Genomic DNA, 22,300 nt, shown 5'->3' on the forward strand with positions numbered 1-22,300 from the left:
TTCAGGGACCGTACCAAAAATCAAGCCCGGCACAGGCCCTATTCGCAACCGTTGGTGGGTCGGATGCCCAATATGCAAAGCTGCAATCAGCGGTAAGGTGGCCAGCAAGAACCGAAGAAGCACTTCGATGAACACCCGCCGCAATAGAACGCATGACCGGGACTCGTTGAAACATCGCTCTCGTGTTCGGGCCGGCGGTATCGGCTGAGTGCCTTCCGCCGCTTCACACCTACACAAGCGAATTACGACGATGACGGATCAAAATCAGTACGACGAAAACAATGAGGGTATTGCCCACAACCAAGTCCCAGCCAATGACCTGAGCACGTTCTGTGAGGTAGCTGTCGCGTCAGGAAATTCCGGCAACGTCGGGGAGACCAATCTCACGTGGTTGGCCCTTGATCTCATCGAAGAACAAGAGGGTTTCAACCTTCGTGACTATGACCGGCCGGATACCGTGAAGCACATCGAGCGTTTGGCGCTCGCCTGGGCCCGAAGCGAACAGTTTCAACCGATCGAAGTCCAAGTCGTCGACGGACATTGCTATGTACGGGATGGACATTGCCGGCTCCGAGCAGCTCGATTGGCCGCCTCGCGTGGCGCCCCCATCAAGCGATTGCCAGTCATTGAACTCAAGGGGAACGATCAGCTCGCCTGCGTGAGAATTTTGACCTCAAATGAGCAGCTCAAGCTCAGCATTATCCAGCGAGCGCATGGCTACCAGCGATTGCGCGACTTCAATTGGCCGGATGAGCAGATCGCCTCTCATATCGGCATGACCGATACGCACGTGCGTGAAACGTTACGCCTGCTCCTGTTGCCAGACTCGATCCAGGTACTCCTTGAAAAGGGCGTCATCAAACCATTTCTCGCTCTTGATCTATGGCGGAAATATGGCACTGGGAGCGAACGAATCATTCTCGATGCCTATGAGTCGCGCAAGAAGGAGCACGCTGAACTTTTGGCCAAGGCAGCCCTTGCCGGGGATGATCCTCTGACCACGCCAGACCAGGCCGTTGATCAGACGTCGCCCGCAGCGAAGCCAGAGCCAGAGATTCGCCTAACCAGTCGCCACATTTCAGCTCCGACAAAACGAATCGGTAAGAAGCTGATTACAAATATGACGTCGACAATGACCGGGCTTTCGAAGTTGATGCGCGAGTCCGCGACTATTGATGCAAGCAATGGAACCATTTCAGTGCAGATTCCGATCGACGAATACGAGCGATTCATGTCGATCTCCACCGAGGTTTCGAAGCATCGGCAGGAGGACTCCGCTGATACGCCTGACAGTGATAAAAGCCAGCAGGTACTCGGCTTGGCCAGTTGATGCGCAGAGACACAGGGGGCGCCAGAAGAACCTTCTGCCACCCCCATTTTTTACCCTTTCTTATCGAATCCTCTGACCAACCGGGCAGTTCGATCTTTTCGGGCAGGATACACAGGCCCGTTCGTGTGGGTGCCGGGGCGCAGCACGCAACCCCTCCCCTCGCAGCATCCAATACCTGTTCCAGAGCGAAATCACTTGCGCACTGGATAGTAGGGTCACGGGCTTGTATACGGTGCGCATTGAATTCGAAATTCGTATGAACCCTGTCCCAGACACTGGTAAGTTTCGCCCAAACAGCGATTGCGACTGGCGAGCTAGGATGAACGCGTAGACGCTCAACTGAATCACGTCCTTCATGTAGACCGATTCGCTTTTTCTTCGTTTGGTATCTACGGGCACAAGCCAGCCATTGGCCAAGAAAACCTGGTCACCCCGGCCATGTAGCGGGACAGGAATTTCAGTTGCCAAGTCGCGCTCAGAAAGGACTACGCGTCCCCCTCTCAGTGCATCTGGGAGGTTCTCACTCCAGGCTCCAATTGCACGATTCATCTACTCACCTTTTTTTTTCACACCACTACAGTACCTTCTTCTCGGAAAGTGCAACCCCCTTCAGTGTCTGGATTTGGGCCTACATTAGCCATGCTTGTCGGAGACTCCACGGACCTTGAGGCGTACGTATCGAGCTTTACGAGTACTTCATTCACTCCACTGCCGCTTTGGGCAGCGTTACAGGCCACGACCTCAAGGAGCGACCCGCAAACACCCGTGGAGGAATCTCGAAATCCAATGCATCGCGCAGCTGCACGCCCCGCCCAACGCAGCGGATAGGTAGAGTTTTTCCAGGTGCACAGAACAATCAATCTGAACGCACATCCAAATGCTAGAAGACGAAGACATTCCGAAACCTCAGCGTCACAGGTATCGGGCCGCAAAGGGTTACTGCTCCGGCGCGAGTCGCCCTGATCGCTGGTCGAAGACGCGCACCCTGAGTCAGCCAATAGTTGCAGTTGGCTAAAACGTGAGAGGCTATAAGTGCGAAAACGACAATCCATGAGGTGATGTATGAGCGGTAAACGTAACGGCCGCCACCCAAGGTCAGTATCAGCAACCGAACTATCAAAACTCGGCCAGTGTGAATTGATGGTTGCACTCAACCTGTCCGATACGGCATCGCAAGAGATGAAAGCAATGGCCAGTCAAGGTGAAACTGAGCACGAACGGTTTCATCTCCGGGCTGTGCTCAATGCCGGCACCGCAGAAGAAGTTGCACGCCTGCGTAAGTAACGCCAATAGGGGGCAAATTGCCCCCCTCCTTTCCAAGTCAGAAGGCAATGTTGCTCTAAGTTTTCCCAGGGCTGAGCATTGTGTTTGATCTCGTAATAGTTGAATCACCCAACAAAATTAAAAAAATCCAGAAATTTCTAGGGGACTCCTACAAAGTGTCCGCTAGCGTAGGGCACTTCCGAGACCTCCCCCTCAGGAGGATGGGTGTGGAGGCCCCTAATTTCGTACCTGACTACGAGATTAGTGAGGACAAAAAGAAGGTCGTCGCCAACCTCAAGAAGTCAATCCAGCAGGCAAATATGGTGTACCTCGCCACCGACCTTGATCGGGAAGGTGAAGCCATTGCCTGGCATTTGAGGGAGGTACTCAAGCCAAAAAAATACCGAAGAATTAAGTTCAACGAAATCACCAAGAAAGCGCTGACTGAAGCGATTTCCAGGGCCGGCGACATCGACATGATGCTGGTGGCAGCCCAGGAGGCTCGCAGAGTTCTTGATCGCATCGTGGGATACACAGTCTCTCCGCTTTTGACCGAGATATCAGGGGCCGGCGTCAACCTATCCGCTGGCCGCGTGCAGTCTGCAGCCCTCTTGCTCCTGGTAGAACGAGAACAGGCTATCGCCAGTTTCGTCTCAGTTGATCACTACAAACTGAAAGTGAGTTTTCCCTGGCCAGGCAGACAAGCGGTTTGGACTGCTGAATGGCAACACCAGCCGTTACAAGCAGCCATGGGGGTTGAGCAAACCGACCTGTTTACACACGCCCCCTATCTACAAAGCCTCGCCGACGCCATTAAAGGCCAGCCAGCATTCATGGTTTACAAGGTTGATAGTCGGGAGGAAGACAGAAAGGCACCGGCCCCCTTTACGACCTCTACGCTGCAGCAGGCTGCAAGTGTGAAGCTTGGCATGGACGTAGATCACACCATGAAGAAGGCCCAGGCGCTCTTCGAAGCAGGCCTGATCACGTATCACCGAACGGATAGTCCCAACCTTGCTGAGGAGTCCGCTCAGGAAATTCGTGCGTGGCTCACTGGACAGGGACATGCTGTGCCTGAGACCCGTAACACTTGGGCGTCCAAGGCTGACGCTCAGGAAGCCCATGAAGCCATTCGACCGACAGCCATCGGCATTCCACCGTCCGACTTTGCACCTGACAGCGACGAGATGAAGCTTTACAAGCTGATCTGGCTCCGCGCAGTGGCCAGCCAGATGGTTCCGGCCCGGTATCATGCGACCAAGGTTCTGCTCCTCTCGGCCGTAAAAGTGAAGGATCACAACCTGCAGTTCCTGGCAAAAGGTCGAGTCCTATTGAGTTCGGGGTGGATGGCGCTAACCCCCGACGACGCAGCAGACGACAAGGACGAGGCCAATGCTGACGATTCCGACAAGGCGCTCCCAGAGCTTCAGGAACAAGCCCGACTCCAGTGCAATGAGGTTCATGCCCTCACAACCGCCACAAAGCCTCCGCCCCGGCTGACGGATGCATCACTCACAAAGCTGCTTGAGTCCATGGGGATTGGTAGACCCTCTACCTTCGCGTCGATTGTGGCCACGCTTTACAAACGCGAGTACATCCGCAAGGAAGGCCGAAAACTCTTCGCTACCCCCCTCGGCATTGGGGTGATCACCATTTTGAAAGGCCGGTTCAGCTTCGTTAGCTACGATTTCACAAAGATGATCGAGGGCGCTCTGGACCAAATAGCCACCGGCAAAGCATCGTATTTGGCCGTCGTGGGTTACCAACACCAGGTACTCACGAGCGAAGTCGAAAAGATCAAAGGTGACCCGAGCATCTCTGCAGCAATGGCAGATCATAAATCCGAGATGTTCGGTGACCAGGTCAGTTGCCCGATCTGCAGCTCTGGAGTTCTCCGCCGCCGGACGACCAGTTCCGGAGCCTTTTGGGGATGCACGAAGTATCCAGCGTGCACAGCGTCATGCAATGACACCAAGGTGCGAGGAAAGCCTCCTGAACCCGACCTTTCAAGCATTCGAACTAAGGACGCGACAGCTGATAACGGCACGCCTAAGCCGGAGCGCGTCATATCTGAAGTGAATTGCCCTAAGTGCAAGAAGAAGAAAATGTCGTTACGCCCAGGTCCTAAGGGCTCGTTTTGGGGGTGCCTTGGCTACCCTTCTTGCAAGGGAACGGCGCCGGATGATGGTGGAAAGCCCTTAATGTCAACACCACAGACGACCTGAGTTGGTCCCTGCGAGGGGGGCCAATTCGGAAGTTCTCTTCATTACGACATCGGGATAATGCGCCGATTGTATGAAGCTTATGGATGGTTTATGTGCATCGACGGCGCTATCGCAGTAACCAGCTACTCATCAGCGAACTCAACGCTACCTGTTGAGATAGGAATTGCCACCGGCACCAACACCCTCAATGTCGTAATCGGTGTCGTGCCTGGTGTCATTGAGCTTTACTGTGGTGATGAAGCTAAGGCTGGAATCAGCTCTCTTGAAATGGAGGCCGTGGGTCTCCAGCCCACAAGAGCATGCGAGCTGATCAATGATTTTCTGGTCGGCGGGGTTGTAGGCTGTCGGGAAGAGCGAGTCAAAGTGGCTTTGCAGCAGCTATACAAATTCGCTGGGTACGACATGGAATTTTTGCTCGAGGAACTGGGTGACCTCGACGTTTCACCACCGACCTTTGACCAGGGTGCATGCGCTGAAATGGAGGCTCGTAGGCTAATGTTCCTCGCCAGACAGAGTAAAGATGGGCGCGAATCACATGTTCGACACTGACGTCCTGCCCCCCGAGACAAAGGTCAAACTACAACGTCTACTTGACTTGACCGCATCGCTTGAGCGGGTCAATTCGAAGGTGATGCATGGCCTTCAGCCGACGACTGAGGATTTCCTATTGCTGGGGGAAGGTCGTCGTGAATTTGGGGATCTGATCTCCCTCTTCGGCCTGCGCCCACCGGGGAATTCAAGCTCGTAGTTTCATCCTACCTTATCGCACGGACCGACAGATTACAGAATTCAAATGAGTAATGAAGAGAAATAGTCAGATCGATCAAAGGTGTCCGCGTGCTCGCCTTCATTCGCCCCGTCATAATTTGGTTCGCTCTGATTGCTTTTAGCGAGAATTCGAAATAAGCATCCATGTTTCTGTATCTTATCTTGGCCGCTTACCTCGTGCGAAGCGTCGTTGGGGTTAGCCCCACAAGCGCAGTGTGTGACACCGACGATGAAATCAGGGTCAGGCTGTCTTCAAGAAAAACGCGATAGCTGAGCCACCCCAGTCAGCGCCATCGGCACTATCGTTCGCAGATTGCCCGGGCTAGCTTTGTAGCAGTCGACATGTGATATCCTCAAAAAGATTCTTTCGCGTCCAGGATGTCTTGGCGTGAAGTCCAGCTGATGGCAATCATCAGCACCAATTACCAACCTAGTGGGGTCCATTTCCCCACTGGGGGACATGGTCTCCACACTTTCGGAGAACACCATGTCAAATCAAACCCCGCAATCGCCAGGGCGTTTGGGATTTGCCTAGCAGTAACTCCTACAGTTGCTGACAAGGTCTGTTCTTTTTTATCTGGGTGGTGAACGCCGTAATCACCTAGAGGGACTTACCAAACTGGTAAACCGCTGAAGTACCTGTGGCACACCGCACTTGGAAATTCGAACGTATCCGAAAGGCCCCCCGCGCAATCCCTCATCCCCGGTTTGACTCACATTAACGCCTAGCATCGAACCTACGCCGACCCAGCCTCTCAGCGGACCACACATAGATTGGATGGTGAACACTGCCCCCTCCACGGTGCATGTTGCCCGACAGTAAGAATCGATGTGCCATTTACCACGTACCCCTGCTACCACAGCGAGGTGCAGCATTGAACCATTGGCAAGCAAGTAACCTACCGCTTCGTACCCGGGGTATCCGGAGGTATCGATCCCAAATGCCCAGCACTGCCCACTGAAATCGTCTGGCAGCGGTTGGACTGTCAGATCCTGCATTACGCCGTCGTGACTATGGTCATGGAGTTGCGGAGCCATGGACCACAGATGATTACACCTGGCCTTGAAGCCGGCTCGCTTGGTGCCTCCATCAATCCAGGAGCTTGCCCATCGAACGATGCCTTGGCCAACCATTAGAAAGCCAAACAGCAGCGCTAATCCATAGACCAGGATCAGGGGCTTGAACGTCGGTAGCAAGATCTGACAAAGGGCGTTGAAAAGAAGCGCTACAGCGGTGATGCACAATCCCGGTTTCACATACCTACCCAGGCTGACAAGGAGATCCTTCAACGTTTACACCTCGAGTTCGGTAGAGTTGAATCCAGCGAGCACCTCGCTGAACCCCTTCGGTTAAATCAGTACCAGCTGCGGCCAGGTTGACCAATTGAACAACGACATCTGAAGCGCCCTCGCCGTCGATGTATCGTGCAACCTTCGCCCACTTTGCCGCCTCCCGCAGTTCCTCAGCAGCTGTGTTTGTTGCAATCGCGATCGCCAGATCAGCTGCTGCCTGTGGGGTCCCACTCTCTGCTCCGTACCTCAAAAAGGGTTTAGCCTTTTCAAGGTCCCGCCCAAGGAGACCGTTTCCGAAGAGGTAGAGCCGACCAATCTTGGCGGCGGCCTCTGGATTACCGCTACAAGCCATTTCCTTGAGCTCGACCAACGCCACACCTGCAGCGTCCATGTCGTCTCGAGAGATGGCATCTGCAATGTTCGCCTCAAGTGACGCTGGGTCACTAGCGGATGCGGGTAAGGCCAGGAGCAGGGTCAGCAGTACGACAACTCGCATTAATGGCACTCGCTAAGAACGTAAGAAGACTGTATGCGAGCTTTGCCCACGCTGGGCCCCAAATAGGCCCTACGTCCGGGGCAAACCTGCTTGGTCTGCAGGTTCGCCGATACCATTTGGTCCGCTGGGTGGTTCATCCACACTGGTACCAGGTACTCTCGGCGATAATTCCAGAGTCCTATTTTCGACGGCAACAATGTTTACTGGCCTGCCAAGAGCATCTAGTCCCACACCCGTGCGCCCCCCGCCGGCAAGGTCAATCCCTCCAGCAAGGTGATTTGCATCTACCCTGCCGAATCGCAAGCGCTTAATAACAATCATGGCAAGCGAGGGAACCACCAGCAGGAAAGCTACACCGGCAACAGCCACAGTCGTAACCATGGTCACCGCGTAAATAATCCACTCGAGCGCCCTCATGCCCATCGCGTCCGCCACGCTCTGGCCGTGAGCAAGGCCATTACGCACCACACTGGGAAGATGACTCGCGATATCCATCTTGAGGAGGAATGACGCAGCAAGCGCGATAACCAGCAGCACCACACCTCCCCTTAAGGCCAGACGAATATCCGCCCAAGAAGGTATGCAGTGCATCGCGATGATCAGGGCGGCCAAACACCACATGATGCCTTTCACGCCGTTGCTGAGGTTCCCGTAAATCAAGGACCATGCACCTGCCACACCGTCCAGAAAGACAGATGGATGGAAGTCACTATCCACCCAGGGAACCACGGCTGGGTTAAATGGAAAGAGGTACTCAAACAGCAGGAATGCCATAAAGATTGGAGCCACACCTTGCACCACCAAACCGACAGCGTTAAGTGTTGAGGACGGACGATAGCTGAATGCTACATAGCCCAGTCGTCCCGTGGCTGCATCGGGTGAGTAGAGTCGGATCTTGGTAATTTTCAAACCGAACATCCAACACGCCAACACATGCCCCATTTCATGAATGGGTGTACCGAGAACACCTGTGACCGCGTAGAAGGGGAAAACGCTCTGGACAAACGTCTGAACCAACCTGTCCATAATCAGGATGACCACGGGCGGCATCAGGAAGATGTAGGCCAGGTACTGCACGATCAGTTGCCAGTTTGAATCATTGAACATTGGAGGCTCACGAAAAGTGGGGACCGCCCATTCTCCCTTCGTTCAAGCTCGCCGCGGGGCGCCATTGATGCCCGCCCACGGCGCCAAATACCCTACGTACATCGAGCCCGCCTATTGGCTCAGTCTCGACACCTGCGCTCCTGCCCCCTTGCTAGATTGGCCTGATCAAATCTAGGGGAACGGCCGTGGACATTAACTGGACATCGGAGCAGCTGGAATTTCTCAATTGCACGGCGCCGCTCATAAGGCTCCGAGCGTTTGCTGGTGCGTCCAAAACGACCTCCCTCGAAGGCTATTCGCGAAAACATAACCGCCTCAAGTACCTGTACCTGGCTTACAACAAAGCCATCAGGGACGAGGCCAAAAAACGCTTTCCGAAACACGTGACCTGCGCGACCACACACGAGTTGGCCTACAAGGGCTATAGGGCAAAATTCGAGCATAAGCTTGAGGGCGGGCTGCGGCTTGGGGATATGGCCAAGGTACTGAATACGAATGATTGGACCGTGGTAAGGGCAGTGGTCGATACCCTGAACAATTTTTTGTGCAGCCCCCTCGAGACCTTTCATGAAAGCCATCTCCCAATGGTCAAAAGGATGCAGGGCTCGCAGATGCCACCAAGCTTCATCGAGAACGTATTCAAGTCTGCAGAGTATCTTTGGGAACGGATGATCGACCCTGAAGACACGTCGGTACCCCTGTTGCACGACGGTTACCTGAAGATGTATTTGCTCAGCAATCCGGATCTCAGTAGAACCTACGATGTCATCCTGGCCGATGAGAGCCAAGACCTGAACGGCCTGACACTGGCTCTTATCAAGAAACAATCCTGCAGGAAGATTTTCGTCGGTGATCGGCACCAGGAACTGTATCGCTTTAGAGGTTCTGACAATGCGTTGGATGATCCCGACCTCGACGATGCAGTTGACCTTCGCCTGACCAGGTCGTTTCGATTTGGGCCAGCAACAGCCGCCCTTGCCAACATCATTCTAAGTTTCAAAGGCGAGACGATACCGGTAATAGGGGCCGGCGCTCGAACTAAAATTCGATCATCCCTGGACAGCGATGCCAAACGTCCCGCGTTGCTCCACCGTACGGTCATGGGGGTCATTCTTTCAGCGCTGGACTACACTGCCGCCGGCAAAAAAGTGTTTTGGATCGGAAAAATTGATTCGTATCAGATCTCGAGCATCGAGGACCTGTATTGGTTCAGCGAAGGCCGCACTGACAAGGTCAAAAACAAACGGCTATTGAAAGAGTTCAGCGACTGGCACCAGTACCTGACCATCGCAGAGGAAACGAAAGATCGCGAAATGGTCCGAGCCATCAAAATCATCAGCGCCTACGACGACCTTGAAGCCCGCCTTCGGCAGATGCGCGCGATGACGGTAAACGAGGAGGACAAAGCCGACATCATCCTGGCCACAGCCCACCGTTCGAAAGGGCTTGAGTTTGACAATGTCGCACTGATGGATGATTTCCCGGACCCGCTGGACCCTCAGATGGACCATGGGTCGCGTGAGGACGAGCTCAATTTGCTATACGTCGCGGCCACGCGCGCGAAGTACCAGTTGGCGGTCAATCAAGTCGTGATAGGCCTCATGCGTGAGCATGCTTACTTAGCAAAAATGGCGGCCAAACAAACGCAGGGTGCCTAAATCTCCGATGTCTCATATCGACTGACGGAGCGGTACCAGGTGATCCGGTGACGCCCCATATCGTTTGCAGAGCGACTCGTAGCTTGAGCCGAATCCCAAACTCGACATTGTGCATAGCACCTCGATATTCGAGTCCAGCGTAGCAAGACACAGATCTAGGCTATGGGGAACCATGCGAAATCCGCGAACCTTCAATTCGTGTTCGAGCTCCCCCCACCCCCTTGCCATCTTGGTCAGCGCCAGCAGCTCAACCTTCTTCGATTCACTTAACTCGCCCTTCAATGGGGGAATCTTTCTAAGGTCTTCCCGAGGGTCCACACTAAAGCCTGAGAAAAGGGCCTTAACCTGCCAAAGACGTCCTATCCGAATCCAGCGGAGACCCCCTACAAGCGCCCGCACGGCGCAGAGCACTGCAAAGGCCACACCAGCACCCGAAAGAATCGAAGACGCCTCCAACATGCCTAGCCGGCGCACAAAGGCGGGAAACAGATCACCCACACCAAAATAGAAGAAGCAGGCGTAGGCAAGGGGCCTGATGATCGTCGCTCCAAATGCCGACCGGCGCGGATGGGAGTTGACCTTTTTCATTAAGCAGTGGCTCCGGCTGCACCCTGGATATCGCTGTGATTAGCCCCTCCCTCCGTTTCCATTCGATGAGCAGGGACAGCCTTATCCGCCGCGACCAGTGACTCCCGGGCGTGCTGAGCCCACTCTTCGATCGCCCCCTCAACAATTTTCGGATACTCCTGATCAGACTCTAGGGCCTTCATCTGCAGAAGGATCTCGTCGATCACCGGGCCTGGCTCGACCCGGGCCCCGCATTCGCTGCAGTGACTCATCCCAATTGCCAAGCCAGGCATCCGATAGGGAGGTCGCCCAGTCTGAAGCTGAAACTCAGAAAATGCTCGCGCGTATAGGTCAACGGTTCTTGAGGGTAAAGCGCGGACCGGCAGGGTCCCCAGAATGGCTATGACGCATTGGTGTGACATTTTTATCTCCAAACAAAATGGCTCCCTCAGAATCAACCGAGAGAGCCAATATGCAAGTCCTGCTCCTGAGAAAGCTGCTCAGAATGCTGCTCTACTGCTCATCTGTGCCGACGGCCTGTCCCTCGCCAGCCGTCGCCACCGGGGCAGTTTTCTCTGCCACCGGCGATGCAATGCCTCGAGCGCCGTAGCCCAGTATTTGTTCGCTTACAACTGCCCCACCATCAACCTGTTCACCCCTCCGCTTTTGCTCATCGGCCTGAGCGTCCGCGCGTTCGCTGACCATCATTTTTTTCATGACGGTAATGAAGGTGCTGGCCGGCTGAGCCCCTGTAACAAACTCCTTTTCACCTGTGAGATTGTCGATGACCATCGTCGCAGGCGTGCCGGTGGCGCCAATCTTCTGGCCCATCAACATGTGCTCGTTGATACGGTCCTTGTGACGTTCACTGGCCATGCACTCTTTAAATTTCTCCTTGTCGCCACCGAGTCGTTTGGCCAGCGCCGGCAAGTCCTTTACCCCGCCCCCGTTGCCGGCGGAAAGGTCGAACACCTGGTCGAGAAAGACCCAAAAACCCTTGTTGCCTTTTTGCTCTGCAAAACACTCGGAGGCCCTTGCCTCATCGTTGGCGGCCGGGTTGTGAAACTGTAGAGGTAGATGTCGCCATTGCCAGTTAACGGCACCGTTAGAACGCTCAACAATTTCCTTCATTGTTGGGTGCAGCTTTTTACAGTACGGACATTCCATGTCAGAGAACTCGGCCAGGGTAAACCGCGCTTTCAGATCACCGTAGACGCGCGCGTCATTTGGCACCGTGTCGACTGCATTGGGGTACCGGGCATACTGGGCACTGGCGTAGGCTTCAATTTCCTTAAGCTCGCGCTGGACAATGAGACCGTCAACAGCAGCGGCCACCTTGTCATCGAGATATCGACCGCCCTGCAAGGCGTTGAATGCAGCAAGCCCGCCAAAGGTTGCAACCTGGGAGAGGACGACTGAGATGGCTATAGCCGGGAAGAGCGGTTTGAGGTTGAGCATGGCTGTTCCTGCAGTGGTATCTAGTGCAGGAGACGATACTCAGCCGCGGAAACCGAAAGGGGCTAATCAGCCCCTCAAACAGGCTCGGTTACCGTGCGGCAACCAGCATGAGAGAAACAACTGAGGGCAGTATCGGGTCGTGGATCTGCGTGGCTTGTCGCACCGAATTCTGAACCGCGATCAGCTCGCCGCGACTCGCCAACACACACGCCAGAAGGGGCCCTATTACACCTCTGCTGCAGGAAGAAGAATCTTCTGCTTTGTACCGAGTCACTAATTGAACAAGTGAAGCCTTCGTCCATCCGGCACCAGGTAGACTTTTCGCTTGTGCGCCAATTAGATCTAGACGCTGCTCAAGCTTCAAGACTGGTGAGAGCGCGTCTAGCAGCACAATTAACCTGTGGCCATAGGCGGCGAGAGTAACCGCCAGATTACTCATACGAGTGGCAAAAAAACGGCTTTGAGCCAAGTGACTTTGATAGAGAAAAATGTCATCCCTTGGGAGCCCCTGACCTTTCCCCTTCGCATCCAACATACCCATTGCGCGTTCGGCCGATCTCAGCTTCTGCCTCTCCTCGACGAAAAGTTGAAGAACGCAGCGGGCTTCTTTGCGCATCAACAGCAGCTCTGCTTTATGGGCGGTCTGGTCTTTCATGTTTATGGTGCCGATGTCTGACAGTTGAATAGCCATTATCACCTCTGGGCGTACCACGCTTGTGGCGGTTCGCCCCTTTAACTGGACTGATGGTTGTGTTAGATCAACTCTTCACGATTCCGGAAGCGGGGGTTGAACACACCACTGTGCTGGTGCCACCCCCGCAAACTTCAGGCTGCAAATTTCGCGCGATGGCGGTCGCGGGCCTCACGGCGCTCCTGCTCTTCAACGCAAAGTTTGGCCGAAGGCAGTACCAGCAACCGGCGTAACCCGATTTCAGGCCCAGTTTCACAGTACCCGTAGGTTCCCTCGTCAATTCGAGTGAGAGCTTCCACAAGCTCACTCAGGGCCGATGAGTCACGTCGGATCGAGCTGGTTACCTTTTGACGCTGCTCTTCGATTGTCGCGGCGTCACCAGGATCCGGGACGTTCTCCAAACGCTCAAGTTCTTCCCTCCAATCGCCGATACGTAAACGGAGCTCGCTGATACGGGTATTGAGCAGTTCGCGGAAGAACTGAAGCTGAGAGCCGGACATGTAGTCATCGGCACTCATGAGCAATATTTCACTTTTCGTCACGTCAACCTCCAGGGTGTTTTCATCACCTGAATCATGCCGACAGTTTGAAATATGCAACCCGCCATTTGAGGTCCATTGATGGCCACGTCCAGGGGCGAATTACAAAATTCCAATGATGAGAATCATTGATTATTGCCGACGGGCGTATATGAGGTCGGCTACCTCAACTAGGTGTGCGAAATGAGTCTTTAAATTCAACACAACCGTGGATCCATGGTTGTTTGCAAACAAACAGGAGCACGCATGACAAAAAACGTGACGACTAATGAAGCAAAATTTACGGCAAGATTTCCCGATATTCTCTTTCAGAGAATCAGTGAGAAAGCTCGAGCGAATAATCGAAGCATCAACCAAGAACTCATACACGGGATGAGTCAATACCTTGATGGCCTGGACGAACTGGAGCTATTAATCGCGAGCGTGAAAAACCAGCTAGCCGCCATACAGTCCAGAGAAATGGTGCCCGCCTAACTCCGTCTCCATCTACCAAGTACCGCTGGCCATCGCTGGCATGAAGCTCGACAGGTGAGCATTCGTTCTACCCAGAAGCGATGGTTAGTCAGCATTTCGCTGGCCCAAAAAAAGCCCTCTTGCGAGGGCGATTTTAATTCGTAATCCAGCGGATTGGCAGACCCGGTCTCAATAGAACGCAGATGGACCACGCTCACTGTCAGGCAGATAAAAAGCAGTATCCTTCGGCAGGTTCTTGGACAGGGCGGTAGCCAGTTGCTCAGACGTCACTTCACCACGGGTCTTGAGCACCATCGAGTCGAAGAGAGAGCCAGAGGCCGAGCCATTCGTGGTTTCGTGCCCTACCGGGATGGCCACGATTAGGGCTGGGAAGCCACCACGATCTACAGGGGCGTAACCGTCTGCAGCGAGGATACCTCGGTGTCCCATGAAGACTTTGGCCGCCTTCATGCCAGCCGTGGTCTCAATTTTGCCCAACCGGAATTGTCCGTTTGGCAGGTCATACGATTTGGTAACGTCGACCACTGTCTTGGCAAACATGGCTTCCATCTTCGCCCCGCACCCTGCCACGGCTGCTGCCATGTCCTGTCCATCGACCTTAGGCATAAAGCAGACAACATAACCTTGCGTGATGCGCGGGTCGAATTTTGGGGAGCCAGCCACCAGGCTCAGCACCATGCCGGCGCCACCCACGTCTCCACCGATCGCGTTTAAGCCAATCGCCTCAAGGTCCTTACCAGTTGAGCTGGGGCGTGAAGAGTCGGTCGACATGTAGCGAATCGTTTCCTCCTTAGTCGACTGACGCAACTGGGTGCCTGTGAACGAGCCAGCCGGGGCTGCCTTCAGGGACGGCATTCCCATTACCGCAAAGACCTTATCGGTTGCCGTCGCAGTGCTGGCAAACTTCTGAGGTTGGCTGTTTGCGTGCTTGATGGTCATCTCATCAGCCGCGCGAAATTCATATTGCACTGACGCAGATTGTGCCATTCCCAATCCGTCGACTTGAGCCTTTTTGGCGCCGTCGTACGTGGCACATCCACCCAGTGAAGCGATAGCTGCAGCGATCAGTGTGTATCCGATGGACTTCATCCTTGGACCTCTCGTTGGTTTTTCTAAATGAGACCACAAGGCCGTGAAAGTGCAAATTGGATTTAGTTGAACGCCTTGCTCTGTTGATCCACCGGCTGACAGAGATCCGTTACATGTTTCAGGTCCCTATGCGTGATTGCTTGAGCGCTGCTGTTCGCATCGGCAAGCAGTTTTTTCGCACAGGCCGACTCGGCGATCACGGTTCGAATTTCATCGACGGACGCCACTTGCCACGGCTTGTTTAGTGCCGAGACCGCTGGATAGCCGATGAGACAGAGTAGCGCTAACCCCCCAATCCATTTGCACATCAGGACAAATGATCCCCTGGTAGATCCGGCCTCGTTCACCAATGTCTCGCCGTCAGCGTTTGCGTTTTTCATAGCGCATCCAGATGTTATTTGTGGTTGAAAATGCCTTTAAATGGCAAGCCAGAGCTGAAGGTTCTCACTGAGTGGATTTCGATGCTTCGTGTTACCCACACGACAATGAGCAACTCCCGGCGATTCTTTTAGCGAGTTTCGTTACATAACCGCGGCCCTGGTGCCCAATGACCCCGCAACCTTGCCGGGTGCATTTCACAACGAGGGGGTGATCGTCACACATGCTGATGCCAGAAAAGCTCATTTTGATCCCATGTATCGGGCACCTCCCCTCATGCAGGCGCTGGGCCTGCTCTGACGCAGATTGCCTACGCGGATCGAGTCGCCAATCGGCTCCAATCTCTGCAGGGACATCTGGGAACTTGGGGTCGTGTACGTCGCTGTACCATCGGCCATCCCTTTCACCTATGTCGTGGCCTTGATATTCCCGGTAGATACAGTCGAGCCCAAAGTTCTGGGAAATAAATTTCCGAAGGGCCTCGCCAATGAAGGTGTCACGGCACGCGGCCTCCGCGCCTCCAACTAGCTCGACTACCACTGAGGCAACGTAACCAGGTCTTCTGTAATACCGGTGCGTGATTACCCAAGACCCGCCAAATCGGATAAGAAACTCATTGAGCTCTCCTTCCGGGACCCCTCGGGCCAAACCTTTCTCATCCGAGTCGAACCAGAAGGCCCACTTGAAACCATCCCATTCTTGCGAGTGATCGGCATCGGAAGAGTCGCCCATAACTTCACATGTTTGATCGTTCAGCATCATGGTGTCCAAAACTCAAAGATGACGCTTATGGTCTCAGGTGCCACAAAGGTACGAGCTTGGGTTTGCTCCCTAGGACGGGGCCGACTCGACCAACACGGATGTGTGAGGATGTGACTATGGTGTGCACTCGTGTGGAGACCTCACTACCGCACTGCACATCTGCTTTGGAAAATGGACGAGTACTAATGTCGGTCGCGAAACACATAGCCCGTGCCTTGCCTACTCAGCGAGTTGCTTTGCTGGTCTACCTGCTCTACATCTCCGGATATTTCTTCGGGGTCACAGCTTTAGTGGGGGCAGTCGTCGCCCTTCTCCACAGAAAATGTCCTGATGAAGTTCTTGCCACACATTTTCGCACCCAGGCCCGACTTTGCTTTTGGAGCCTACTCTGGGTTGTGTTGGGTGGACTTACCGTCAAGGTAGGCGTTGGCTACGTCGTCCTCACGACCTGGTTTTTTTGGTCCGTATGGCGAATCGCGCAGGGCCTTTTCGAGCTTGCGAAGCACCGGCCCACGACCTGAAACCAAAAAACCCCCGGCCGCTGACGCGACCGAGGGTTTGATTTCTATGTAATGTTCCGGGCTAAAGCCGACAAATTGCCGACTGACCAGCAAGTCCCAAAATTGCTCCCATGACTTCTTCCGGTGCCGACGCCCATTCAGCGGAGTTCCAATACATGATCTCGAACCCTGCCTGAACGATTCGCACGTAGGATCCTGGGCCGCTGACCGGCGTTCTCAGCTCTCGACCATTGGCTCCCAATACTACCCGCTCCTCGCCATAAGCAGTCCCGAAGGACTGCAGCGCATGAGTGCTTTCGACCTTTCCCCAACCAAGTTCAGTGGCGTACTGCTGCACAACTTCATGAACTGCCACTTCCTTTGGCAAGGCCGCTCCAGGAAAGGCGGACCATTCCACATGCGCCTCAACTTGGAACACAACAGCACTGCCTTTGGCGTGCATGGCCTTGTGCTCGATGTTGCGCAGTGCCGGCGATCCAATGGCCTGGTCATGAAGAATATTGACCAGACCGTCGACGTCAAAATCATGCAGGGCATCCAGGTCGACCTCGACGAAAGCAGTCAAGCGATCAAGGTGGACTGGCCAAATTTTGCCGTTGGGAAATTGCATGTAATTCATGGTTTTTGCTCCAGATTAGAGCGATGCCACGCCCCACGCGGGATGTGAGCACCGCATGGGTTTAAAATTTGATTTGCGCTTAGAGGACGATTCGACGATCCGAAGGCCGTACGGGATTCGTATGCTGAGATGTCAACTCAATCCACTGACACGGGTATGAGCCTCCGTACTGCTGGCACACCGGAACGACACGAGCAGGGACGGCGAGCGAAGAGTTCACAATTGGCTGCATGTCAACGCAACCGGACAGAACTATTGCCGCCAAAACAAGAAATTGGGAACTATTCATTGAGGGACTCCATGGAAATTCACGAGCCCCTCCCCTAGCGGGAAAGAGCCCGCAAGGGTTGATGGTTGCTGTAACACAGCTGGTGGCCAAGTGGCCTCATGTAGGCAGATCAATTTGCCGTCATGCTTTAGGAGCCGAAAGAATACTCTGGGCGCTGGGTCGGGTCCAGAGCACTGGCACGAACCCATAAATGAGCTTTAAGCACTGCTCCGGCAGGCCTCATCTCACTCGAGACCGTTAGTGAACCGTTGCTCAGGACCGCTTCAAAACCTGTGTCCATGATTGAGAATTTAGACTGGTCAACCACCGCTCCCACCCGAGACAAAAGCTCCTGCCGCAGCGCAGATATCACGCTGATTGTTCCGATCGTCCCATGCAATCCATGGCCCATGTAGAGACTGAAATCAAACCGCAATGCGTTATAGCGGTCCGGCCTGTACTGAACTTGCGAGAGGACCGCATCACACGAGATCAGGCGCTGTGTCCCTTTGCTGGTTGTCTTCACGGGCTCGCCACGATGGAGCTTGTGCTTTACATGGGCCTCTTCAAGAAACCGCTTTACCAGGGTCAACAGCTCCGGCGCGGAATCCGTAAAGTCCGGCCAGACCACAGGTGCGGATGTGTGTTGTTCAAGCATGTGTTTCTTCCCAATCGCCTGCGAGCTCCGCGAGCCGCTCAAGTGAAAATTGTTCGCCTGGCTTACCCGAGTCGGATAGCCATGAGATGAATCCAAGGATCGCATCCTTGGCTCCCAGTTCGGTCTGGGCCTTAGCCACAGCAACGCCTCCAGAGCTCGGAAGCTCTGGGACCTCGTTTTCTGCCCCAACCATAAAGGGAGACACGGCCGCGACCACCAACTTGGTCCATAAGGGAACCTTCGATGCCAGCTCGGGTTGCAAGGACAAGACCGAGGAGACGCGTTGCGCCAGATCGGCATGGGCTGCTGCTGAGCACATCAGAGTAACCGCCTGCACCGCCTTGCTCGGTGCAGTAACGGGCTTTTCAGCGCCCGCCGCCAGCTGTTCAAACGCAATCACCGCCAAAGCGGCGTACCGGTGACCGAGCTCAGTAGATCTACAGCGAAATACAGGCTCATTACCGGCAAAGATCGCCGGGGTACCCCGTCAAGCTCGCCGGGGGTCAGATGCAGAGTCGGAACGGCTTTGACCAGGGCCGCTAGGTCCTGACTGAAAGACTCGGTAGTCATAGAGCACCTCCAATATTTGACGTCATGGTGACACCAGTTCTGAAAATGCAAGTCCGATTGTTGCGTGCGAGCTGATGATCAACAAGTACTGTTCGAATCATCGACGGTTTTGTGCGTCAACTACCTGATTGATCTCCTTCCCCAGGTGTAAGATTCTATAAATGAAGTCCGATGGCCCAGCGGATCAATCTTAAACTGGTCCAATTGCGTTTACCCCTTCAACCTTGGTTTGAAGGCATCTAGGAGAAAACTGATGTCCCTGCTAAACGAGTTCCGTGCAACCGAAGATGCTATCAAGGAGCTGCAAAGCCGCTTGGCCCAGCTCAGCAGCGATGACCGCCTGAAAACGGAGCTGGAGTTCGAGGGCAAGCTGCGCAAGCTGATGGGTGAGTATCAAAAAAGTCTGCGCGACATTATCAACCTGCTTGACCCTACCCAAGCAAAAACTGGCGCGAAGCAGGCAGCTCCTAAAATCCGCCGCGCACGTGTGGTCAAGGTTTATCAGAACCCGCACACCGGCGAGTTGATTGAAACCAAGGGCGGTAACCACCGCGGCCTGAAAGCCTGGAAAGAGCAGTACGGTGCTGGCACCGTTGACTCCTGGCTGCGTGGCTAACGCTCGCGGCAACGATGAAAACCATTACCCCTGATTCAGGGGTTTTTTATGCCCGACCCCTACAGGTTTGAAAGCCATCGAAACTTCCAGGGCACTGCTTGCTCACAGAGAGGCCCACTGGCATTATGCTCACTCTTTCTCTGGTGCTTGCTTACCAGATCGGCGAAAGCCAAGCTGCTTGCAGCACGCCCCCGCGCTTCATTCGATCGTTATGACCCTACCTGAACCTTTAGGATTCAGCCCGGGACACTTTTCAATGCTGTTTGAACCTCGCCGCGCTAAAGCCGCTTCGCTCATACAGGAAACCGAACAATCCATATTTCATTGCCGTGACCTGGTTTGATTTCAGGTGTTGGCATCAGCTCCGCCGTATTTATCCGCTTCCTATTAGCAATGCCTCCAATACGAGTCATTGGCCCCTGCCCAGCAGGAACAAATTCTAGACGTTCAGATGGCTGCCGCTGTCAGTAAGCGGGAACTCAACACTTCGGTGTAGTTCCGGGCCAAGGTTTTTATAAACCTGGTCAGCGAGGTCCGCAGTCGGTGCCTCGGGATGTTTTCAGTCCCAAATAACAACTGCAGCTGCAGATGGTATGAGAGATAGTTACATCAAGTAGGGCTCCCCCGAACGAAAGGACTAACTCGCCTCCACTCTGCACTGCAGAGTTTTTCCAGGCAACTGGCATACCAGGCTAAAGCACAGACCCTCGCGAAAGCGTGGTCGAAAAAAAACCCGGCACTGTGTCGGGTTTTTTTTCGCCTGCACAATCTCAACGCTCAGCCGGTACTAGATCCTGTGCCGCTGATGCCACAAGGCTGCAGTAGAACAACCAGCCGCAAATACTGACCAGAAGCAGAGCCATTCCAAGTGAGTTCGTGGTTGCGTCCAACCACTTCGCAGAAGCTTGCAGAAGAACGCCACAGATCACCAACAGCCGCATGGGACCAAGAATTAATTTGTCGCGCTTCGACAGCCCTTCCTGCAACAACTTGGCCTTCTTCCAGGTGACGCGCCCGGACATCATCGCGGCGACCAGTGAACGAGCCCCATGAAAGACAGGACACCGTTTCCCCCTTACGATAAGGGATAGGCAAACGGTTATGTTTATGACTAACAGCAACGATAAGAGTGGGGAGCTTTTGGGCCAGGAGCGGCGGCGCCGCTGGAGCCCAGAGCAAAAGCTGGCCATGGTTCGCGAGAGCCTTGAGCCAGGGCAAAGCGTTTCGGTGGTGGCTCGGCGTAACGGCATCAATGCCAACCAGCTGTTCCTGTGGCGCAAGCTGTATCAGGACGGCAGCCTGTCGGCGGTCAGTGCCGGTGAAGCCGTGGTGCCGGCCTCCGAGCTGAGCGATGCGCTCAAGCAGATCCGTGAACTGCAACGGATGCTGGGCAAGAAAACGATGGAAGCAGAAATCCTCAAAGAGGCCGTGGAGATCGCCCGGTCGCGAAAATGGATTGCGCACTCACCCTTGTTGCCGGGGGACGACCAGTGAAGCTGGTCAGCGAATGTCTCGGTGTGGCGCGCTCGCAATTAACGGTTCGAATCAAGCAATCGGTATCGCCCAAAATACGGCGAAGCAGACCTGTGAACGATGCTGAGTTGGTGGCCGAAATCCAGCAACAGGTCAGCGAACTGCCCAGCTATGGCTACCGTCGAGTCTGGGGATTGCTGCGTCGCGCCCGTGAAACCCAGTTGCTACCCGCGATCAACGTGAAGCGGGTTTACCGGGTGATGCGTGATCACAACCTGCTACTTGAACGCCGGATCAAACAACCCGGCGTGCCGCGTCGGCACGAAGGCCGTATTGCGGTGGAAAGCAGCGATACGCGTTGGTGCTCGGACGGCTTTGAGTTCCGCTGCGAGGACGGCGCCAAACTGAGCGTGACCTTTGCCCTGGACTGCTGTGATCGCGAAGCCATCGGGTGGGTCGCCAGCCCGACCGGGTACAGTGGCGATGATATCCGCGACTTGATGCTGGAAAGCGTGGAGAAGCGCTTCGGTGATCAACTGCCGACCACGCCGGTGCAATGGCTCAGCGATAACGGCTCGGCGTACACCGCCGAACAGACACGCCTGTTTGCTCGACAGATCGGTTTGCAGCCGGTGACCACCCCAGTTCGCAGCCCGCAGAGCAACGGCATGGCCGAGAGCTTCGTGAAAACGATCAAGCGTGACTACGTGGCGCACATGCCTAAGCCGGATCGAGAAACGGCGTTGCGTAACTTGGCAATTGCCTTCGAGCATTACAACGAGCAGCATCCGCACAGCGCCTTGAATTACCGTTCACCGAGGGAGTTCAGGCGCTTGGCGGCAGCATCAATTTAACGGGGAGTTGGTGTCCGGTTTTGTAGGGGCAAGTCCAACCAGATAGGGCTCGACCTTCCCGCCCATGATGATAAACAAAGGCATGATGCTGAGTTGCTGCTCGACTGCACTCGTGTAGAGGATAACCAAGAGGTTCCTCTTCCCTTCCCCAAACAGCTGGCTAGGAATTTCAAACCGAGGGAGAGATCCCGCTTGCCAGGCAGCGATGTCGGAACTAAGCATTGCCCCCAACGCGACGAGGTTTAGCAGACCGCCAATAATCAGTGCGAGAGGCGTGGCTAGCCTGAAAAAGTTTCGCCAAGGAGAGCCTGGGCCGATAGCCTTTTTAAACAACTGCGAACCAGGGATGGCCCCTGCCTTCCAACAGCACAGCGCCAACACAAAAAATACGAGGGGACTCCCCAAGCTGAAGACGTGAAAGGCGGCCTTGCCCACCGTCAGCAACAACACAATTGCAATCATCGCAGCCAGGAAGGTAACCAAGAAATAGAGCGGCAATACCCTGAGAAATATGGGGAGCGCACCACTCAACCAGGTCCGCCATTGGGCAATTTTGATCGCAGGTGTCGTTCGCTGCTCGATCATTGTCAATCTCATATTCCCTCAAGTCATAGGTGGTGGTG

The 22,300-nt window shown here is 54.6% G+C and carries 21 protein-coding genes; 8 read left to right on the forward strand and 13 right to left on the reverse strand.

Features of this window, described 5'->3' with window-relative positions; translation table 11 throughout:
* Positions 1 to 250 precede the first annotated feature (250 nt).
* Positions 251 to 1,330 (forward strand): hypothetical protein, encoded by a 1,080-nt coding sequence (locus tag PG5_RS00390; protein ID WP_155943675.1) that lies wholly within the window; start codon positions 251 to 253, stop codon positions 1,328 to 1,330.
* A gap of 60 nt (positions 1,331 to 1,390) precedes the next feature.
* Here the strand turns inward: PG5_RS00390 and PG5_RS35185 are convergent, their stop codons facing one another.
* Entirely contained in the window at positions 1,391 to 1,879 is a 489-nt protein-coding gene (locus tag PG5_RS35185) for a PD-(D/E)XK nuclease family protein (RefSeq protein WP_155943676.1), read from the reverse strand.
* A gap of 513 nt (positions 1,880 to 2,392) precedes the next feature.
* On the opposite strand from PG5_RS35185, the gene PG5_RS34055 reads away from it, so the two are divergent.
* The 3 genes from PG5_RS34055 to PG5_RS00400 all read left to right on the forward strand — a co-directional run bounded on the left by PG5_RS34055 (position 2,393) and on the right by PG5_RS00400 (position 5,367).
* On the forward strand, positions 2,393 to 2,614 hold the full coding sequence (locus tag PG5_RS34055) for a hypothetical protein (RefSeq protein WP_155943677.1): 222 nt from the start codon (positions 2,393 to 2,395) through the stop codon (positions 2,612 to 2,614).
* A gap of 80 nt (positions 2,615 to 2,694) precedes the next feature.
* The gene (gene topA, locus PG5_RS00395) at positions 2,695 to 4,818 is read left to right on the forward strand and encodes a type I DNA topoisomerase (RefSeq protein WP_020795116.1); all 2,124 of its coding nucleotides are present in this window, start codon (positions 2,695 to 2,697) and stop codon (positions 4,816 to 4,818) included.
* Between the two features lie 57 nt (positions 4,819 to 4,875).
* Positions 4,876 to 5,367: a hypothetical protein gene (locus tag PG5_RS00400; RefSeq protein WP_177326125.1), complete on the forward strand. Its 492-nt coding sequence runs from the start codon at positions 4,876 to 4,878 to the stop codon at positions 5,365 to 5,367.
* A 1,480-nt stretch (positions 5,368 to 6,847) separates the two neighbouring features.
* On the opposite strand, the gene PG5_RS00415 is transcribed toward PG5_RS00400, so the two are convergent.
* The gene (locus PG5_RS00415; protein WP_155943678.1) at positions 6,848 to 7,270 is read right to left on the reverse strand and encodes a hypothetical protein; all 423 of its coding nucleotides are present in this window, start codon (positions 7,268 to 7,270) and stop codon (positions 6,848 to 6,850) included.
* A 174-nt stretch (positions 7,271 to 7,444) separates the two neighbouring features.
* On the reverse strand, positions 7,445 to 8,482 hold the full coding sequence (locus tag PG5_RS00420) for a M50 family metallopeptidase (RefSeq protein WP_020795119.1): 1,038 nt from the start codon (positions 8,480 to 8,482) through the stop codon (positions 7,445 to 7,447).
* Positions 8,483 to 8,667: 185 nt separating this feature from the next.
* On the opposite strand from PG5_RS00420, the gene PG5_RS00425 reads away from it, so the two are divergent.
* On the forward strand, positions 8,668 to 10,140 hold the full coding sequence (locus PG5_RS00425; protein WP_020795120.1) for a 3'-5' exonuclease: 1,473 nt from the start codon (positions 8,668 to 8,670) through the stop codon (positions 10,138 to 10,140).
* A gap of 12 nt (positions 10,141 to 10,152) precedes the next feature.
* Here the strand turns inward: PG5_RS00425 and PG5_RS00430 are convergent, their stop codons facing one another.
* The 4 genes from PG5_RS00430 to PG5_RS00450 all read right to left on the reverse strand — a co-directional run bounded on the left by PG5_RS00430 (position 10,153) and on the right by PG5_RS00450 (position 13,398).
* Positions 10,153 to 10,728 (reverse strand): hypothetical protein, encoded by a 576-nt coding sequence (locus PG5_RS00430; RefSeq protein WP_042955058.1) that lies wholly within the window; start codon positions 10,726 to 10,728, stop codon positions 10,153 to 10,155.
* Positions 10,729 to 11,220: 492 nt separating this feature from the next.
* Positions 11,221 to 12,165 carry a DsbA family protein gene (locus PG5_RS00440; RefSeq protein WP_020795122.1) on the reverse strand — a complete coding sequence of 315 codons (945 nt, stop codon included), beginning with the start codon at positions 12,163 to 12,165 and terminating at the stop codon, positions 11,221 to 11,223.
* 88 nt (positions 12,166 to 12,253) lie between these two features.
* Positions 12,254 to 12,856 (reverse strand): hypothetical protein, encoded by a 603-nt coding sequence (locus PG5_RS00445; protein ID WP_042955061.1) that lies wholly within the window; start codon positions 12,854 to 12,856, stop codon positions 12,254 to 12,256.
* 134 nt (positions 12,857 to 12,990) lie between these two features.
* Complete coding sequence (locus PG5_RS00450; protein ID WP_020795124.1) at positions 12,991 to 13,398, reverse strand: TraR/DksA family transcriptional regulator; 408 nt, start codon at positions 13,396 to 13,398, stop codon at positions 12,991 to 12,993.
* Positions 13,399 to 13,641: 243 nt separating this feature from the next.
* On the opposite strand from PG5_RS00450, the gene PG5_RS00455 reads away from it, so the two are divergent.
* On the forward strand, positions 13,642 to 13,869 hold the full coding sequence (locus PG5_RS00455; protein ID WP_042955062.1) for an Arc family DNA-binding protein: 228 nt from the start codon (positions 13,642 to 13,644) through the stop codon (positions 13,867 to 13,869).
* Between the two features lie 168 nt (positions 13,870 to 14,037).
* On the opposite strand, the gene PG5_RS00460 is transcribed toward PG5_RS00455, so the two are convergent.
* From PG5_RS00460 to PG5_RS00490, 5 genes are all read right to left on the reverse strand, one after another.
* On the reverse strand, positions 14,038 to 14,958 hold the full coding sequence (locus PG5_RS00460) for a hypothetical protein (protein ID WP_020795125.1): 921 nt from the start codon (positions 14,956 to 14,958) through the stop codon (positions 14,038 to 14,040).
* A gap of 62 nt (positions 14,959 to 15,020) precedes the next feature.
* Positions 15,021 to 15,338, reverse strand: coding sequence for a hypothetical protein (locus tag PG5_RS00465; RefSeq protein ID WP_052024651.1), 318 nt, complete (start codon positions 15,336 to 15,338; stop codon positions 15,021 to 15,023).
* Positions 15,339 to 16,680: 1,342 nt separating this feature from the next.
* The gene (locus PG5_RS00480) at positions 16,681 to 17,238 is read right to left on the reverse strand and encodes a hypothetical protein (protein ID WP_020795129.1); all 558 of its coding nucleotides are present in this window, start codon (positions 17,236 to 17,238) and stop codon (positions 16,681 to 16,683) included.
* 416 nt (positions 17,239 to 17,654) lie between these two features.
* Positions 17,655 to 18,164: a hypothetical protein gene (locus PG5_RS00485; RefSeq protein WP_042955065.1), complete on the reverse strand. Its 510-nt coding sequence runs from the start codon at positions 18,162 to 18,164 to the stop codon at positions 17,655 to 17,657.
* Positions 18,157 to 18,570, reverse strand: a complete 414-nt coding sequence (locus tag PG5_RS00490; protein WP_155943679.1) for a hypothetical protein — start codon at positions 18,568 to 18,570, stop codon at positions 18,157 to 18,159. The genes PG5_RS00485 and PG5_RS00490 overlap by 8 nt, the downstream gene beginning before the upstream one ends.
* 417 nt (positions 18,571 to 18,987) lie before the next feature.
* Between PG5_RS00490 and PG5_RS00495 the strand changes: the two genes are divergently transcribed.
* Entirely contained in the window at positions 18,988 to 19,350 is a 363-nt protein-coding gene (locus tag PG5_RS00495; RefSeq protein WP_020795130.1) for a histone-like nucleoid-structuring protein, MvaT/MvaU family, read from the forward strand.
* A 1,107-nt stretch (positions 19,351 to 20,457) separates the two neighbouring features.
* Positions 20,458 to 21,677 (forward strand): IS3 family transposase gene (locus tag PG5_RS33040; RefSeq protein ID WP_371106590.1). Its coding sequence is split into 2 segments (ribosomal slippage): positions 20,458 to 20,803 and positions 20,803 to 21,677, totalling 1,221 coding nucleotides; the frame shifts between segments, so codons are not numbered across the junction.
* Here the strand turns inward: PG5_RS33040 and PG5_RS00515 are convergent.
* Entirely contained in the window at positions 21,669 to 22,262 is a 594-nt protein-coding gene (locus tag PG5_RS00515) for a hypothetical protein (protein ID WP_042955069.1), read from the reverse strand. The two genes, PG5_RS33040 and PG5_RS00515, sit on opposite strands and share 9 nt — an antisense overlap.
* Positions 22,263 to 22,300: the final 38 nt, after the last annotated feature.

The organism is Pseudomonas sp. G5(2012) (assembly GCF_000408945.1).
Classification (GTDB): domain Bacteria; phylum Pseudomonadota; class Gammaproteobacteria; order Pseudomonadales; family Pseudomonadaceae; genus Aquipseudomonas; species Aquipseudomonas umsongensis.